Source organism: Chloroflexus aurantiacus J-10-fl (genome assembly GCF_000018865.1).
GTDB lineage: Bacteria > Chloroflexota > Chloroflexia > Chloroflexales > Chloroflexaceae > Chloroflexus > Chloroflexus aurantiacus.
Window position 1 is genome coordinate 1,905,189 of sequence record NC_010175.1, and the last position, 18,913, is coordinate 1,924,101.

At 55.6% G+C, this 18,913-nt stretch carries 7 protein-coding genes; 4 read left to right on the top strand and 3 right to left on the bottom strand.

The features are described 5' to 3' along the window. Window positions 1–15: 15 nt before the first annotated feature. Complete coding sequence (locus CAUR_RS07220; RefSeq protein WP_012257266.1) at window positions 16–990, bottom strand: carbohydrate kinase family protein; 975 nt, start codon at window positions 988–990, stop codon at window positions 16–18. A 130-nt stretch (window positions 991–1,120) separates the two neighbouring features. Between CAUR_RS07220 and CAUR_RS07225 the strand changes: the two genes are divergently transcribed. Both CAUR_RS07225 and CAUR_RS07230 read left to right on the top strand, forming a co-directional pair. Next, window positions 1,121–3,514 carry a hybrid sensor histidine kinase/response regulator gene (locus CAUR_RS07225; protein ID WP_012257267.1) on the top strand — a complete coding sequence of 798 codons (2,394 nt, stop codon included), beginning with the start codon at window positions 1,121–1,123 and terminating at the stop codon, window positions 3,512–3,514. 104 nt (window positions 3,515–3,618) lie between these two features. Beyond that, window positions 3,619–4,545, top strand: a complete 927-nt coding sequence (locus CAUR_RS07230; protein WP_012257268.1) for an eIF2B alpha/beta/delta subunit family protein — start codon at window positions 3,619–3,621, stop codon at window positions 4,543–4,545. A 38-nt stretch (window positions 4,546–4,583) separates the two neighbouring features. Here the strand turns inward: CAUR_RS07230 and CAUR_RS07235 are convergent, their stop codons facing one another. Both CAUR_RS07235 and CAUR_RS07240 read right to left on the bottom strand, forming a co-directional pair. After that, window positions 4,584–5,702: a glycosyltransferase family 4 protein gene (locus CAUR_RS07235; protein WP_012257269.1), complete on the bottom strand. Its 1,119-nt coding sequence runs from the start codon at window positions 5,700–5,702 to the stop codon at window positions 4,584–4,586. A 24-nt stretch (window positions 5,703–5,726) separates the two neighbouring features. Further along, window positions 5,727–6,479 (bottom strand): MBL fold metallo-hydrolase, encoded by a 753-nt coding sequence (locus tag CAUR_RS07240; protein WP_012257270.1) that lies wholly within the window; start codon window positions 6,477–6,479, stop codon window positions 5,727–5,729. Between the two features lie 359 nt (window positions 6,480–6,838). Between CAUR_RS07240 and CAUR_RS07245 the strand changes: the two genes are divergently transcribed. Continuing rightward, window positions 6,839–9,094, top strand: a complete 2,256-nt coding sequence (locus CAUR_RS07245) for an ATP-binding protein (RefSeq protein WP_012257271.1) — start codon at window positions 6,839–6,841, stop codon at window positions 9,092–9,094. After that, a complete protein-coding gene (locus CAUR_RS07250) occupies window positions 9,042–18,479 on the top strand; it encodes a Calx-beta domain-containing protein (RefSeq protein ID WP_012257272.1) in 9,438 nt (3,145 codons plus the stop codon). Before CAUR_RS07245 ends, CAUR_RS07250 begins: the two co-directional genes overlap by 53 nt. Window positions 18,480–18,913: the final 434 nt, after the last annotated feature.

Consider the following 18,913-nt stretch of genomic DNA (forward strand, 5'->3'; position numbering starts at 1 on the left):
ACTCCTTACCGTACCTTACGGTACAGACGGCCACAAGCGATCAGCGATAGTGACATTCAACCGACTCCGAATCTCGTCTGCTGCAGGAATTGCCTCAACTGCACCGTGGCGCGTCGCTGTTAGCGCACCGACCAGATTAGCAAGCGTTGCACTTTGCGACAGATCGAGACCGTGGATCAATGCCCAGGCATACGCAGCGCTAAACGCATCACCGCATGCTGTCGTATCAACGACTGACACCGCAGGCGGCAAAACATCGAGTCGGCGTCCCTGATTGTTGGCGACACTACACCCCTGGGCACCACGTTTGATCGCCACATGCTGCACACCGGCGCTCAGCAAGCTATCAAGTGCCTGGGCAATACTCTGACCCGGCAACAAGGCCCGCAGTTCATCTTCATTCATGGTCAGGAGCCACAACTGTGGTAAGAGCCGCACGATTAAGCGGCGGGCAACACGAATCGCCGGCAAACAAAGATCAAGCACAATTGGGCAACGCTGCTCGATTGCCAGTTCCATTGCCTGAAGTGCGGCTGAACGCTGTGGATCATCAAGTAGGGCGTGCGATCCAATCAGCAGCAAACGACTTGAGCGGATGAGCGAAGGCGTAATTGTAGAGGCATCACAAAAGACATTTGCACCGCGAAAGCTCAGAAAACTGCGCTGACCGCCAGGGGTCACCACAATACCACATAAACCGGTAGCAGCGCCCGGATCAACCTGGACTGTACTGACCTGCACACCATGGGTGCGTGCCGTCTGTAGCGCAAACGAGCCGGCCAGATCATTCCCAACCCGACCAATCAAATAGGGAATAGCTCCCAACCGCCCAACCGCAACTGCCATATTGAGACCGGCACCACCCCCACCCCAATGTACCGCCATCGCCGGATTGTCGTCGCCTTCGCGAGGAAAGTGCGGCAACAAAAAGCCGAGATCGACATTGATGTCGCCCAGCGTCGTCACAATTCGCCGCGTTTCCGCTTCCATGGCTATCCTTTACAAAGTTGCAGTTAGCATAGCTTCCATGTACAATTCTACACCAGAGTTGGTTATCGTTATATACTACTTACAACCTGACCAACCTCTCCTTACATGAGATCAAATCGGAACCTTCACCATGGAAGAGATCCTTGTGGTTGATGATAGTGAGCACGTGGGGCGCATGCTGGCCAACACCGTGCTGCCAGAGCTGGGCTACCGGGCGGCAATTGCCCTCACCGGTCAGGGTGGGCTGGCACGATTGCGCGCCCATCAGCCTGACCTGATTTTACTCGATCTTCAGTTGCCCGATATGAACGGGCTTGACTTTCTCCGCATCTTAACCCAGGAAGGGATCGATATTCCGGTCATTTTAATGACTGCTCACGGATCCGAAATGATTGCGGTTGAAGCATTTCGCCTTGGTGCCCGCAATTATCTCATCAAGCCCTTTTCCGATACTGAAGCCCGTGAAGCGATTGACCAGGCTCTACGCGAACGGCGCCTGAAGCGTGAACGAGATCGCCTGGTTGGTCTCCTCCAGCAGCGGGTGCAAGAGTTAACTGTTCTTACTCGCGTTGGCAAATCGGTCACTGCGCTGATTGATCAGCGTCAATTGCTGGATCGGATCGTGGAAGCGGCTGTCTATATCACGCAGGCCGATGAGGGAATGCTCTTTCAATACAGTGATCAGGGGAACGAACTCATACCCCTGGCATTCCGTAATGTCGCCGTTGAGTCACCGCACCAGCTCCGTCTCCAAGTTACAAATTCGCTGGCAGGTCAGGTTATTCAAAGCGGAAAATCACTACGCCTGCACAGTGGTGTGACCGGTGAACCGATCACTATTGCACCGGCATTCGTCGTTCAGGCAACACTCCAGACACCATTGCAGGTTGGAGATCGGATTACCGGCGTCCTGGTTGTCAATCATCGCCGAAGCAATCGCAGCTTCAGTGAGAGCGACCAGTATCTGCTCGCTGCCCTGGCCGACTATGCAGCGATTGCGCTCGAAAACGCTCGCCTGTACCAGGCAGCACAGCGGAACGAAGCACGTTATCGAACCATCTTTACCAACGCCTCCGATATGATACTGATGCTGGACGCGAGCTGGCGTATCATCAGTGGTAACCAGAGTAGTGCGCAGATTCTCGGCGTTGCAGAAAGTGATCTCGTTGGACAATCACTACAACGCTGGTGTCTGGCGCAGGAATGGCCCACAATTGCGCAAGCGCTCCAGCGGGTAGCGAGTGGTTTGCCACAGCCACCGTTTACCGTTTCACTCCAGCGTCAATCAAAAGAGCTGGCGATTGTTGAGATGAATGCACAACGCCTGAACGTTGACGACCAGGCAATGATTGTTTGTGTCGGACGTGACCTTACCGAACGGCGTCGCCTGGAACAGCAACTCATTCAGTCGGATAAACTCTCGGCACTTGGCCAGTTAGTCGCCGGCGTTGCGCACGAATTAAACAACCCGCTGGCAAGCATCTCTGGTTATGCGCAATTACTGATGCGCAATCGCACTCTGCCGGAAGATGTTCGTGCCGACGTTGAACAGATTCGTCAACAAGCCGACCGTGCCAGTCGCATCGTGCGGAACCTGTTAATGTTTGCCCGTGAGCACAAACCAGAACGCCTGCTCGTCCAGATAAATGAGGTTGTGCAGAGCACGCTATCGTTACAAGCGTATCAGTTGCGAGTAGACAATATCACTGTCCAGCTCGAACTCGATCCGGAGTTGCCGCAAACGCTAGCCGATCCCCATCAGTTGCAGCAAGTGCTGCTCAATCTCATCACGAACGCTCGCCAGGCAATGAGTGAAAAAGGCTCCGGTGTCTTGACCATTCGCACCCGGAACTGTGAAACAGGTGACGGTTCGTTCATTGAAATTACCGTTAGTGACACCGGTATCGGTATTCCGGCCCAATATCTCGATAAGATTTTCAATCCGTTCTTCACCACGAAGCCGGTTGGTCAGGGTACCGGACTTGGTCTCTCGATCTGCTATGGCATCATTCAAGAGCACAAGGGCCAGATTTGGGTTGAAAGCCATGAGGGCATAGGCACAACGGTCTTCATCCGTCTGCCGGTGATCAGCACATCGATTACCGAAACATCATCACCAGAGCAACCATTAGAGATAGAGAGTGGCCCGCGTCAACGGGTATTAGTGGTCGATGACGAAGAAACCATTCGGCACATGCTGCAACGCCTGCTTGGTGAACTGGGTCATCAGACAACAACAGTTGGCGATGTCGATGCGGCAATGAAAGCGCTGGCAACCCAACCGTTCGATCTGGTGATTACCGATCTGCGAATGCCGCAAAAAAGTGGTTTTGATCTCAGCGAAGCGATTCGGCGCACGTATCCACACCTGGCCGAGCGTATCATTTTTATCAGCGGTGACACGCTTAGCACACTGAAACCAGAACAGAAAGAGCAACTCCGTGGTAAATTGCTCTCCAAACCGTTTTCAATTCCACAACTGGCCGAACTGTTGCGCAATCTCCCTCACCGGCAAACAAATTAACGACTCTGAACACTACCAACCTGTGCTATGGTAAGATTCGGAAGGTGAAGGCTGGCAATGAAGCCAGTGATGTGTATTTGTTGAATGCCGGCACAGGAATTTCTATGGATCCATTTATCGCCCAATCCGTTGCCGCAATTGCAGCCGATACGGTCTCAGGTGCCGTAGAAATAGCCCAAAAATGTGCAGAGATACTGGCCAGGGCAGTACGTAGCCGACCGATGGCTGATCGCGCTGATGTGCAACGCGAGATACTTACCGTTGGGCGAGCATTAATTCGCAGCCACCCAACGATAGCGCCACTGGTGAATCTGGTCAATGGCTTACTCTGGCGTCTCGACGAGACAGACGAGAGTGAGACGGCGCTGCGATTGGTCGATGAAACGACAAATGATTTTCGCCGCCGCCTGCATGTCCATGAAGCAGCAATTGCTGAAACAACCCTTCGTCTGATTAGCGAGGAAGCCACAATTCTCACCATTGGCCGCAGTACAACGGTGCGAGCGGCGCTGCGTCACGCGCAGTGCGCCGGTCGGCGACCACGAGTCATTTGTACGGAAAGTCGCCCCGCTGGAGAAGGGAGAATGCTGGCCGGCGAGCTGGCCGCAAGTGGTATTAACACAACGCTTATCACCGATGCCTCAGCAGCCACACAGGTCGCCCACTGTCAGCTCGTCCTGGTTGGCGCTGATCTGATCAGTAGCGACGGCTTGATCAACCGCGTCGGAACATATCCGCTTGCCCTGGCCGCCCATGCGACTGATGTACCGTTTTACACGCTCTGTTCCAGTGAAAAACTGCTCCCCCCCGGCTATCGTTTACCACCACATCCATCAATGGCGCCATACCAGATCTGGCCAGACGCACCGCCGGGCATTACGGTGCAGACCGCGTATTCCGACCGGACACCTCTCGATTTGTTGACCGGCATTATCTCCGAACGGGGCATCTCGCCACCGGCCGGCATCGAGGCCTGGCTAGCGGCAACACATCTGCATCCTCTTTTACGCACCGAAATAACGGAGGGTTAAACAGTAGAGCTGTTGCGTTGCAGCAGCTCTACACATCCTCAGAATCGTCTGATTAACTGGCGGTAGAGGGCTAATGTCTGTTGTGCCGCCGTTGTCCATGAAAAGCGTGCCGCCTGTTGTGGCCCACGCCGGGAGAGTTCCTTCCGCGCCGAGTCGTCGTGCCAGAGTTTCTCGATCAGATCGGCCCAGGCAATTGGATCGAGTGGCGGTGCCAGCCAGGCGGCGTCACCAACCACTTCGGGCAGGCTGCTGGTATCGGCGACGATAGTTGGCGCACCGCAGGCCAGGGCCTCAAGGGCCGGTAATCCAAACCCTTCGTAACGCGATGGATTCAAATAGATACGGCAGGCTGCATACAACCAGTGCAGATCCTCACCACTAACGAAGCCAATCCGGGTGACCCGATCCTGCAAACCCAATTCACCGATCAGTGACAAAATCGGTTGATCAAGCCAGCCACGTGCACCGGCCAGCACCAGGTGATAATTGACCGATGGTCGGCGATCACAACAGATGCGCAGAGCGCGCAGCAGCGTAGGAATATTCTTGCGCGGTTCGATGGTGCTGACAAAGAGCAAGAACGTATCGTTTCTCAGCATCTGACCATCTATCGTTCGCGTTGCACCTGGAGGAAGGTGCCAGGGACGAAAACGGGCATCGGCTGCTTCATAAATGACCGTGATTCGTTCGGGTGGTACCCCTAGCCGATCAACAATATCATCACGAGTCGCCTGCGATACCGCAATAATTGCCTCGGCGCTGGCAGCAGCCTGATAAATCTGACCATAGTAGCGCCGTGCTGCCCGGTCGAGGATTTCTGGAAAGTGCAGAAATGCGAGATCGTGAATGGTAATGACTGATGGGAAGGTACGGATCAAAGGTGGAATAAAATCGGGGCTATGCAGCAGCGAGGGGCGACGAAACCAGACTTCGACTGGTAACGCGAGCTGCTCGAGTGGATGATGCGGTGGGGTGAACAACCGGCTCCGGCGTGCCGCAGTAACGAGCGAGGTACGGGCACGGACGTGCTCCAAAACGATCAACTCCTCATCATCACCGAGCAACGGGATCATGGCTGTCGCCAGACTGCGCGTGTAGTGGGTAATACCACCCTGACGGTAGGCGTGTAAGCGGGCATCGATTGCAAAACGAATCATCGTGTGTTATTCGGTAACAGCGGATCAAACCTCAATCTCAAGGCCATCGTAGGCGAAGGTCACCTCAGGCGGCAGGCCATAGTCGGCTCGATAATCAACAGAATGGGTCATATGAACCAGAAACGTGCGTTGAGCGCCGACTTCTTGTGCCACCCGACCCGCCTCGGCAATCGAGAGATGGGTTGGATGTGGCTCAGCACGCAGCGCATTAAGGACTAAAACTCGCACACCACGGAGTGCCATAACAGCGGATGGCGGTACCGTACTGGCGTCGGTTACATACCCAAGAGCACCAATCCGATAGGCAGTAATCATCCAGGTACCGTGGGGAACGGCAATCGGCACAACCGTCAATGGCCCGATCTGAAACGGTTCTTCCACAGCGTGAAGGGTAATCGAGGGGCGCGAAGAACCCTGTGACGTATCATCAAACGCATAGGCAAAGCGCTGTCGTACATCGGCCAGCGTTCGCGCACTGCCGAAAACGGGCAGTGAACCCTGCCGCAAACAGAACGGTCGTAAATCATCGAGACCAGCCACGTGATCGAAGTGAGCGTGGGTCAACAGTACCGCATCAATGCGTCGTAGACCGGCATTCAGCGCCTGGATGCGAAAATCGGGGCCGGCATCGATCAGAATCGTGAGACCATGACTGCGGATCAGCGCCGATGTACGTAACCGGTGATGGCGAGGATCGGAAGAGGTACAAATTGGACAATCGCAGCCGATAACGGGAACGCCCATCGACGTACCGGTGCCGAGAAAGCGTAGTTGCATGGCGCCGCACAGAGATGAATAAACAATGAATCCAAACACTCGACGGCATTATACCATGACAACACGACGAAAAGCGCTTTTGCGGTTTTAGCTTCAGATATCACAACGCATTATCTTAAACTATATCGTACTACAGGCTTTTCGTACATAAATAAACTGTTAGCCATTTGGCATCATAAAGGTATTCGCAATTGTCATAACCTGTCTTATACTATTGGTGAGCGACCTGAAATGGAGGAATGTATCATTCACCAGCGGGATGCACGTGGAAGTACAGTACGTCACTCAGACAGACAGGCTTATGACACGCATCCTTTTCGCTGTCGGACGACAAACCAACGTACTACAGGAAGACAGTCATGAGTCGGCTGATTGGCGAGCTGCAAAAACAGCTCAAATACCAGATTATCGGCCCCTTCCTCCTCCTTGCGATTGTGGTAGCAATCGTAGGATTGACGATTGTCGCTTTTTTTCTCGCCCGTCAACAACAGGATCGCTTTGACAACGAGCTGGCCGCAGCAACTCGCACGGTTAGCGATGCCTTTCTTGCTCAGGAACAGGCGAATCTCAACTTTTTACGCGAAGTAGCTTTCGCCCAGCGCAACGAGAGCATCAATGCACCGGCAGTGGCCGACGCATTCTATGAAAACAACGTTGAAGGTTTGCGGCTCGCCCTCGAACCTTTCTTCCTGCAAGGTACCCGTCGCAGTGATGTCCGCCTTGACCGGTTGATGGCATTTGACCGCAGCGGTCGCACGATTGTCGATTTTGAGCGGCCACCGCTCGCCGGTGAAGAGACATATATTACTCATGACTCAATTGATCTCAGCAGTGCCTGGTTTACGTCACGCATCCTCAATGGTGAGGCCGATGAGCGTGGTGATAAATACGCCGGCCTGATCCAGTTTAGCAATACGCAGACGCTCTACCTGGCAACTATCGCACCGGTACGACGGGGTAATGAGGTGGTTGGCGGCCTGATCGTAGCAATTCGTATCGATAACCTGCTCAACACCGTTGTACAACAATCCCGATTAGATGGAATCATTCTCTACGATCAGGAAGGAAATCTGATAGCCACTACCTTTAGCAGTCAGGCGCGACCTGCACCGCTGCGGCAAGAGCTGGTTTCACAGGTTAAAGCCAATCCTGATCCATATGGACAAACCCTCTTCACCATCGAAACGATCAATGGTGTCGAGTATCAATTTGCTTATGTACCGTTAACCATCCGTGGGGGACGTGCTGGTATCATGGCAACAGCCCGTACCCGCGAAGAGGTGCTGTTAACGTGGAACAATATCAGCCCATTGCTGGTACTGATCACCTTCAGCTTAGGCCTGGGCATTGCCGTACTCGGTTTGTGGGTAGCCCGTCGCATTACCCGCCCCCTCGAAGAACTGGCGGAAACAGCCAGTGCCATCGTGAACGGCGATCTGCAACGACGTGCGTCAGTGAATACGCAGAACGAGATTGGTGTGTTGGCTCGACAATTCAATCGAATGACCGAGTACCTGATTGAATTACTTGCCCAGGTACGTGCCGAAGCTCGCCAGCGCACTGCAATCGTCGAAAGTATCACCGACGGTATTATCTTTATTGATGTCCATGGCGAGATTCGTTCTATTAATCGCGCTACACGCCGCCTGCTTGGTTTGAGTGATGATACAGCCCTACCCAAACGCCTCAGTGATCTACCGCTCGAACCACTGACTGAAGGTATTCCGGGCTTTGGCGATCAACGTGCCCAAAATCTCTATACCCTTGGCGATTATATTGTTCGGCTGTCAGTCGAAGATGTACGTGAAGATGATGGGCATCTGTTAGGGTATGTCGCCGTCTTGCAAGACCTCACCGAAGAGGTGATGGTCGACCGGGCAAAAACAAACTTTATCGGTACAATTTCCCACGAGCTTCGCACTCCACTCACGGTCATTCGTGGGAACGCCGATCTGCTGGCGCGTGGTCTGGCCGGACCACTCGAAGATGAACAGAAGAGCTTCGTTGAAGCAATTCGGTTGCAGGCAAACAACATGACAAACCTGATTAGCAATGTCATCACCATTGCTAATCTCGACTCTGGTTCACTGAAATCCACTCTCGAACCGATTGAGGTGCAGCGGCCAATCGAAGATGCAATCTGGCAGACGCAAGGACAGATCAAAGCAAAGGGATTGCGGCTTGAAGTTGAAATACCAAAGAAGTTGCCAAAGGTCCTGGCCGATTTCGATCATGTCCGCACCATCATGCTTCAGTTGCTTGACAATGCCCGGCGTTATACGAGTGCCGGTACTATCACCGTTCGTGTTATGCCTCAACCTGATACATTGCGGATTGAGGTTAGTGATACAGGGCGTGGCATCCCACCCAACTTGCATCAACAAATCTTCGAGCGCTTCTTTCGCGGTGATGGGACAAGTGAGGGGATTAATTCCAGCGAACGTGGCATTGGATTGGGCTTAGCTATTTGCAAGCAACTGATCGAGCGTCTAGGGGGGACGATCGGCGTCGAGAGTGCGCCAGGTCAGGGAAGTACGTTCTTCTTCACATTACGGTACGCCGATGATACCGCCACTCCTGAAAAACCAGCAACCGGCCTGGAATCGGCTGCTTGACCGTGATCGTCTCCGACGACCATTGCCCTGGCTGATTCTCGGCTCTCTGTTGCTATTACTGCTGCTGATCTCGCTTGTGATCAACCTGATGATCGATCAGGTTGCGCCGCGCATGGAGTGGTTCAGCGGTGACGTGAGTAGCAGCGGAAGGGCTGATTATAGTTTCTGGAGCGGTGGCCCCCTGTTACCACCGTTCAACCCCAGTGTCATTGCTGCACCAGAAGAAGAGTCAACTCCGGTAACAACACCAGAGACCGAACCAACAGATGTTCCGGTCATCGTGATTGAGGTACCGACGGCAACGTTCACGCCAACGGCGACGGCCACCCCCACGGCAACAGCCACGCCAACGGCCACACCAACGAATACGGCTACTCCGACGAGTACGCCAACCGCATCACCGACGGCAACACCGACCCGAACAGCGACCCCAACCCGGACGGCGACCCCAACCCGGACGGCCACACCTTCGCCTCCACCAACAGTAGAGGCTACGTTGCCGCCAACATCGCCACCAACATTACCACCGGCAACAGCTACACCTACTGCCACGCCAACACGAACGGCAACAGCTACACCAACGGCCACGCCAACTCGCACGGCGCTACCAACGTTTACCGCCACACCTACCCGTACGGCAACACCGGTACCAACGAGTACGCCAACACCTCGCCCCGGCGAGTCGATCTTCTTCTTTGCGAATGGTAGTATCAGTGTGAACGAGAATGTCGGGACACTGACAGTCACTGTTCGACTGGGCGCGCCAGCCGAGCAGACGGTACGGGTGCGGTACGAAACGATTGCAGGTAGTGCTTTGCCCGGTGATGATTACACGACAACGAGCGGGCAGTTGGTCTTTGCCCTTGGTGAACAACAAAAAACGTTTACAGTTCCGATCATCGCTGATGATCTGTACGAACCGGCTGAAACTTTCACGCTCCGGCTCTTTAACCCAGAAGGCGGTTTCATAGGTATACCAGGCACAGCCAGCGTAACCATTATCGACACCAGTTCACCACCGGTAATAAGTTTTGCCAATGCCGTGAGCATTGTCGAGGAAGGGGATGGTCTGGCCTCGGTTACCATACGGCTGGATCGTCTGTCGGGATTGGATGCCCGTGTCAGTTACACGATTGCCGGAACGGCATCACTGGCCGATCACGGCTTACGCAGCGGAACGATTGTCATACCGGCAGGGGCCAGTTCCGCACGCCTACTGATCCCCATTATTGACGATCCAGAAGATGAAGCCGATGAGACTATCATCATTCGGCTTACTTCGCCAGTCAATGCGACACTAGGTTCACCTGATGTCCATACTCTCACAATTCAGGATAATGATCAGGCCGGTATCATCTTGCAACCCTCGCTCATAGATGTGGCTGAAGGTAGTCCAAATGGTACCTATACCATCCGATTAAGCAGCCGACCAACCGCACCGGTAATCATTACGCTAAATGGCGTCCAGGTGACGACGACACCGGCAACGCTCACCTTTACCCCCGACAATTGGGCTACTCCTCAAACGGTGACGGTGCAGGCCATTGACGATCGGGTCGCCGAAACGACACCGCATCCGGGAACGGTAAGTCACGCTGCCAGTAGTACCGACCCATTTTATCAGGGGTTAAGTTTACCGGTGTTGAGTGTACGAATCGCGGATAACGATACCGCAGGTATTGTGACGCTGCCCTTTAGCCTGACGGTCGCCGAGGGTGGAACAGAAGCACTCTACCAGGTGCGACTGGCAACCCAACCAACGGCAAATGTGGTGGTAACGATAACGCCGTCGAATCAAGTCTTGCTCAATAATCAGACCACCTCTGGACCGATTACATTAACCTTTACGCCGGCAAACTGGAATGACCTGCAAACAGTCCGGGTACGGGCAATTGATGATGAGATTGATGAGGGCATCAGTGAGGTGGTGCAGATTACGCATAGCGCCGCCAGTGCAGATACCTTCTACAATGGACTGACTGCCAATGTCGCAGTGACCGTTATCGACAATGATCTGGCGGGTATTGTGCTGTCGCCAGCGAATCTAACGCTTAACGAAGGTGGCACTGCAACCTACACTGTGCGTTTGAATAGCCAACCTGTTGCACCGGTGACCATCGCGATCACACCGGAAATTGTCAATCCGGCTTCACCGCTCATCGTGAGCGAAAATCAGGTACTCCTCAATGGACAGCCCACCCTGACGTTGACCTTCACACCCGGCAACTGGAACACGCTGCAAACGGTCAGTGTACAGGTTATTAATGACCAAATCGATGAGGCGCTCGATCCGGCAACAACCTACCTCGTCCACCTCCGTCACACGGCGACCAGCGCGGGGGATACGATTTACAACACGTTAGCGCCATCATTACTGCCGGTAACGATTATTGAGAACGATACCGCAGCTCTGATCATCAGTCGAACTACCCTGAGCATGACTGAGGGTGGTACCGACTCTTACACCGTGCGTCTGGCAACCCAACCGCTGGCGGATGTCACCGTCACCATCACGCCGGAACTGGTCAGCGCCGCCTCGCCGCTGGTCGGCAGCAGCGGCCAACTCCTGCTCAACGGCCAGCCCACCCTCACCCTGACCTTTACCCCGACCACCTGGAATACACCGCAAACCGTCAGCGTGCAGGCAATTGATGATAACGTCGTCGAGACCCTCACCACCACTTACGAACTTGACTTGCGCCACGACGTGGCGAGTGCCAGCGATCCGGTCTACAATGCCCTGGCCGACCGCCTCGTGCGGGTGACGGTGACCGAGAATGATGTGGCCGGGCTGATTATCAATCCCACTTCTCTCGCGGTAGCCGAAGGCGGACCGGCAGGCACCTACACCGTGCGGCTGGCGACCCAACCACTGGCGAATGTCACCGTTACTATTACACCAGAGCTGGTCAGCGCCGCCTCGCCGCTGGTCGGCAGCAGCGGTCAACTCCTGCTCAACGGCCAGCCCACCCTCACCCTGACCTTTACCCCGGCCACCTGGAATACACCGCAAACCGTCAGTGTGCAGGCAATTGATGATAACGTCGTCGAGACCCTCACCACCACCTACGAACTTGACTTGCGCCACGACGTGGCGAGTGCCAGCGATCCAGTCTACAATGCCCTGGCCGACCGCCTCGTGCGGGTGACGGTGACCGAGAATGATGTGGCCGGGCTGATTATCAACCCCGCCGCCCTCACTGTAGCCGAGGGTGGGCCGGCAGGCACTTACACCGTGCGCCTAGTCACCCGGCCACTGGCGAATGTCACCGTTACTATTACACCAGAGCTGGTCAGCGCCGCCTCGCCGCTGGTCGGCAGCAGCGGTCAGCTTCTGCTCAACGGCCAGCCCACCCTCACCCTGACCTTCACGCCCAGCAACTGGAATACGCCGCAAACCGTCAGTGTACAGGCAATTGATGATAACGTCGTCGAGACCCTCACCACCACTTACGAACTTGACTTGCGCCACGACGTGGCGAGTGCCAGCGATCCAGTCTACAATGCCCTGGCCGACCGCCTGGTGCGGGTGACGGTGACCGAGAATGATGTGGCCGGGCTGATTATCAACCCCGCCGCCCTCACTGTAGCCGAGGGTGGGCCGGCAGGCACCTACACCGTGCGCCTGGTCACCCGGCCACTGGCGAATGTCACCGTTACTATTACACCAGAGCTGGTCAGCGCCGCCTCGCCGCTGGTTGGCAGCAGCGGTCAGCTCCTGCTCAACGGCCAGCCCACCCTCACCCTGACCTTTACCACTGCCACCTGGAATACGCCGCAAACCGTCAGCGTGCAGGCAATTGATGATAACGTCGTCGAGACCCTCACCACCACCTATGAGCTTGACCTGCGCCACGACGTGGCGAGTGTCAGCGATCCAGTCTACAATGCCCTGGCTGACCGCCTGGTGCGGGTGACGGTGACCGAGAATGATGTGGCCGGGCTGATTATCAATCCCACTTCTCTCGCGGTAGCCGAAGGTGGGCCGGCAGGTACCTACACTGTGCGGCTGGCGACCCAACCGCTGGCGGATGTCACCGTCACCATTGACGGCCAGGGCCAGGTGACACTGAATGGGCAGGCAACGCTGGCCCTTACCTTCACGTCGGGCAACTGGAATACGGCGCAGACCGTCAGTGTCCAGGCAATTGACGACCAGATCGACGAGACGCCGACCGGTTCAAGCTATTCGATAACGCTCGGTCACGCGATCAATAGCCTCGATGACCCGATCTACGATGCTCTGCCGTCGGTTGGGTTGCCGGTAACCATTCTTGAAAACGATGTCGCTGCGGTCGTGCTTACCCCTGCCAGCCTGACGGTGAATGAAGGCGGCACCGTTACCTATGCAGTGCGGCTGGACAGCCAACCGACAGCGAATGTCACCGTCACTATTGACGGCCAGGGCCAGGTTGAGTTTAGCGGTCAACCGACCATCACGCTGACCTTCACAGACGCTGATTGGAATGTTGATCAGACCGTCACCTTTACCGTCATTGATGATCAAATCGACGAAACCATCAGTGGTGCCACATATCTGGTGACACTATCGCACACCGTAGCCAGTACCGATCCGGTTTACAGTGCTCTGCCGGCGGCTGCGTTACCGGTGACCGTGGTTGAGAACGATGTCGCTGCAGTTGTCCTTACCCCTGCCAATTTGACCGTGAATGAAGGTGATACGGCAACCTACGCGATACGGCTGGGCAGCCAACCGACAGCCGATGTCACCGTCACCATTGACGGCCAGGGCCAGATTGAGTTTAGTGGCCAACCAACTATCACGTTGACCTTTACAGAGGCTGATTGGAACGTTGATCAGACCGTCACCTTTACTGTCATCGATGATCAAATCGACGAAACCATCAGTGGTGCTACGTATCTGGTGACACTATCGCACGCCGTAGCCAGTACCGATCCGGTGTACAGTGCCCTGCCAGCGGCTGCGCTACCGGTGACCGTGGTTGAGAACGATGTCGCTGCGGTTGTCCTTACCCCTGCCAGTTTGACCGTGAATGAAGGTGACACGGCAACCTACACGGTGCGGCTGGGTAGCCAACCGACAGCGGATGTCACCGTCACCATTGACGGCCAGGGCCAGATTGAGTTTAGCGGTCAACCAACCATCACGTTGACCTTTACAGACGCTGATTGGAATGTTGAACAGACCGTCACCTTCACCGTCATTGATGATCCAAATGACGAGTCGCCGGCAGGGAACACCTATGCCGTGACGATAGGCCATGTTGCCGGTTCTACCGATCCGGTGTATAACGCGCTCGCACCGGCACCGCTGACACTAACCATCACCGAAACTGAAAGCGCCGGTCTCATCGTAACGCCTGCCATACTCACCGTAGCCGAGGGCGGGCCGGCGACGACCTACACCGTGGTGCTGACCAGTGAGCCGATTGCGAATGTCACCATCGCCATCGACGGCCAGGGCCAGGTGACACTGGATGGGCAGGCAACGCTCACCCTCACCTTCACGCCGGGCAACTGGAATATACCGCAGACCGTCAGTGTCCAGGCCATTGATGACCTGATCGACGAGACCCTGACCGGAACAACCTACGATGTGACCCTGCTCCACATCCTGGGTGGCGGTGATCCTGTCTACGCCAGCCTGCCATCGACACCACTCACAGTGACGATTGGGGAGAACGATACTGCCGGCGTCGTGATCGATCCCACGACACTCACGGTGGCCGAGGGCGGGCCGGCAGCGACCTACACCGTGGTGCTAACCAGCCAACCGACTGCGAATGTCACCGTCACCATCGACGGTCAGGGCCAGGTGACGCTGGATGGGCAGGCAACGCTCACCCTCACCTTCACGCCGGCTAATTGGAACATACCACAGATCATCACCATCCAGGCCATTGATGACCTGATTGACGAGACCCCGACCGGGACAACCTACGATGTGACCCTGTTCCACATCCTGGGTGGCGGTGATCCTGTCTACGCCAGCCTGCCGGCGGCACCACTCACAGTGACGATTGGGGAGAACGATACTGCCGGCGTCGTGATCGATCCCACGACACTCGCGGTGGCCGAGGATGGGCCGGCGGCGACCTACACCGTGGTGCTGACCAGCCAGCCGACCGCGAATGTCACTGTCACCGTGGACGGTCAGGGCCAGGTGACGCTGGATGGGCAGGCAACGCTCACCCTCACCTTCACGCCGGGCAACTGGAATACGGCGCAGACCGTCAATGTCCAGGCAATTGACGACCAGATCGACGAGACGCCGGGGATCAGTTACGAAGTTACGCTGCTCCATGTGCTGGCTGGAGGTGATCCGGTTTACACCAGCCTGCCGGCGGTACCACTTACGGTGACGATTATCGAGAACGACACTGCCGGTCTGAACATTAGCCCGACCAGCCTGACGATTACTGAAGGTATTGTGGGGACGTATGAGGTGAGCCTGACCAGCGAACCGCTTGCGCCGGTTACTGTCGTTATTAACGGTGCAGGATTGTTGCAGGTGAATGGTGGAGCAACGGCAACGCTGACCTTCGACGATTCCAACTGGAACAACCCTCAGACCGTTAGTGTGCTGGAACCGAATGTCGATCAGATTGCCCAACCACCACGCAACCGCACCATCACCCACGCCACAACCAGCGTAGACCCGGCATACAGTGGGTTGAGCGGTATCATCCTGGCGGTGACCGTAAATGATGATGATATTCCGGATATTGTGATCAGCGCCACTACCCTCACCGTTACCGAAGGGGGTAGTATGAATTACAGCGTTGCGCTGGCAACCCAGCCCACAGCCAACGTCACCGTCACCATCGACGGCCAGGGTCAGGTAACCTTGAACGGACAGGCGATCTTGAACCTGACCTTTACGCCGGCAACCTGGAACACGCCGCAACCTGTCACTATCGCTGTACCGGAAGACGCCATTGCTGAAGCGACCCAAACGATTGCAATCACCCATTCGGCAAGCAGCAGCGATCCATTCTACGCTGGACTGAATGGACCTGCGCTTGATCTCACCATCGTCGACAACGACACCGCAGGATTTGTGGTCACAGTTCCGCCGGCACCGTTGATTGTCTCGGAAAATGGCGACAGTATCGAGTTAAGACTGCGTCTCACCAGCCAGCCGACAGCACCGGTGCAGGTCAATATCTCGGTTAGCGACCCAACCGAGGGCAGTGTCGCCCCGACGAGTGTCATCTTTGACAATACAAACTGGAATATCGACGCAATACTGACGGTCACCGGCGTAGACGATCTGCTGGAAGATGGACATCAACCGTTTACAGTCCAGCTTGCGCCAGCGGTAAGCAGCGATCCCTTCTACAACGGCCTGCCGCCGACTCCGAATAGTGTAAACGTCCTCAACCGCGACAACGAGCCGGTGCGGATTAGCATCGACGATGTTACACGGTTTGAAGGTGATAGCGGTGTAACAAACAGTATCTTTATCGTGCGCATCAATCGGGTGTCGGATCGAGATATCTTGTTCGATTACACAACCACCGATGGCACTGCACTCGCTATCCTGGATTACGGTGCTTCAGCCGGCACCCTCACCATTCCTGCCGGTTCACTCCAGGTCACATTACCGGTGGGCGTGATTGGCGATACGCTGGCTGAAGACGATGAGTTTTTCACCGTCAACCTGAGCAACCCACGGGCCACTCTGCCCGGACAGCCAGCCACCATCGTGACCGATGAGATGGTCGTCATCGGTGATGGGATAGGCGTGGGAACCATTCGTGATGATGATCCTCCGGCAGTACGCTTTGCCACCGGTGATGTTGTCGTTAACGAGAGCGCCGGCCTGGTGACACTAACCGTCACCCTGAGCCGGGCAGCCACTGTACCAGTGAGCGTTGACTACGCAACCATAACCGGCGGAACGGCCCAGCCAGGTGATGGATCGGCACCAACGCACGACTATGTGCCGGTAAGTGGCACTCTGAACTTTGCAGTAGGAGAAACGAGTCGGACCTTCACGATCCAGATACTGAACAACGCGAGCAGCGATCAACCATTCGAGACGATTCTGGTAAGTTTGAGTAATCCAACCGGTGCGACATTGGGCGATCCGTCTACCACAACTGTCACCATCGTCGATGCGACACCGGTATTGCTAACCCAAGACCCAACGGCATTGCAAACTGCCGGCCCTAACTACACAACCTTCAACTGGAACTTCTACGGCATGAATGAAGGTGCCTCAATCGTCCGCATTGACGTACCGTGTGGCGTGAGCGGTCTGTTGGCGGTTGAATTACTCAGCCCGTCGATCAACCCAGCCACTAACTTCACCGATGCTATCCGAGGTGTAGCGGAAAGTACCACCTTTACGCTGTATCGCATGCCGGTTGGCTGGCAGGCCGGTGATGGCTATCCACCAACTGTTGGTACTCTGGTGACCAGTGCCACCTATCTCCCCAATACTGGCGATGCCACGACCTGGGTTGCTCTACCGGGCATTCCCGGTACGACCCCGTGCGGAGTCTATCTGCTTGTCGCGAGTGTTCCAGACGATGATACGAATGGATGGGCTGTGCGCAGTGGCTGGAGTGGCAGCGGTACACCTACCGTCGACTTAGATGGCATACCGGGAAGCGGCGACGAGATTGTACAGAGTATTGTACGCCAAACCCTACGCCATCCACCGGGAACACCGTTCTGTACTACCTTCTTCCAGTATGTAGCACCAGGGCAGAGCAGTGTCGCTTTCCACAACTTCGACTTGAACGATGTTGGTAGTGGCTGGGTACGCTACTATCCACCCGGATCAGTCTACGATCCCACCGGACAGAGTGGCGGGATTGCAGGTACCGCTTCGGCTGATGGACAGTGGAACAACGGCACAACAACAACTCGTGGCGGTGACGTTATCCTTTCACCGCAGCCGGGCTGGTGGCGGATTGTCACCTGCACGAACAGCGCTACGAGCGAGAACCACTTCATTCAGGAAGGGCAGACTGGCGTACCCCTCTACCTGAACATCCCACCCACACCTGATGTGGCGTTGCAGGCATCATCGGTATCTTCGGTATCAACCGGAAATACGTTCAATCTGGCTGTTGACTATACCAATCAGGCAAGTGGCATTACCGCCGGCGCCGCCCGTGATTTCCAGATCACAATCACCTTGCCGAATGGGATCAGCTTTGATAGCGGTGCCTGTGCAGGAACCCCTGGTACGTGCACCATTAGCGGTCAGACGATGACTATTGATATTGGCTTGCTGGCAGCGGGTTCAGGCAACACCTTCAGTATACCGCTGGTTGCCGGTGCAAATCCGGTGGGGGCAAGCCCAATCACGGTACAGGCGACGGCCACTGACCAGAGTGGTCAGCCGTATCAATGGCAAGACTATGTGATTGTGCGGATTGTACCGTGATGACGGAGGCTGAATTATCGGCCATAATGTCGTAAAGCGTGGGTTACAACCTGTTCATCATCAGGCGGGCCAACGCCCTACCCAACCGTATGCAACCCTCTCCAGAACTATGTAAGGGCACGAGCGACAACCACGCTTCGTTATCTCAGAACAGCCTGGCACCAGTGATAGGGCGATCTGCGGATATCCGCTACATCCGCGAAAATCCGTGGGGATCATCTGCAGAACACGGATGCACGCGGGTCTGACAGATATACGCGGATGGGCTATCTGCATGGGATATCCTTACCTGACGATACCCTCGGGATGCTATGGATTGAGATAGGATTGCAAACTCACCTGGCTTCATTCGGGCTGAAGCCCTGTTGCACGCCGGGCAAGTCGCCACGGAGCCATGAAATCTTGACTGACAATGTGCACCATGCGGGTGCGTA

Bases quoted from the DNA above. Each gene is read 5' to 3' on its own strand.
- CAUR_RS07245 (WP_012257271.1), top strand. From the start codon at position 6,839: ATGAGTCGGCTGATTGGCGAGCTGCAAAAACAGCTCAAATACCAGATT.
- CAUR_RS07240 (WP_012257270.1), bottom strand. From the start codon at position 6,479: ATGCAACTACGCTTTCTCGGCACCGGTACGTCGATGGGCGTTCCCGTT.
- CAUR_RS07225 (WP_012257267.1), top strand. From the start codon at position 1,121: ATGGAAGAGATCCTTGTGGTTGATGATAGTGAGCACGTGGGGCGCATG.
- CAUR_RS07220 (WP_012257266.1), bottom strand. From the start codon at position 990: ATGGAAGCGGAAACGCGGCGAATTGTGACGACGCTGGGCGACATCAAT.
- CAUR_RS07235 (WP_012257269.1), bottom strand. From the start codon at position 5,702: ATGATTCGTTTTGCAATCGATGCCCGCTTACACGCCTACCGTCAGGGT.
- CAUR_RS07230 (WP_012257268.1), top strand. From the start codon at position 3,619: ATGGATCCATTTATCGCCCAATCCGTTGCCGCAATTGCAGCCGATACG.
- CAUR_RS07250 (WP_012257272.1), top strand. From the start codon at position 9,042: ATGATACCGCCACTCCTGAAAAACCAGCAACCGGCCTGGAATCGGCTG.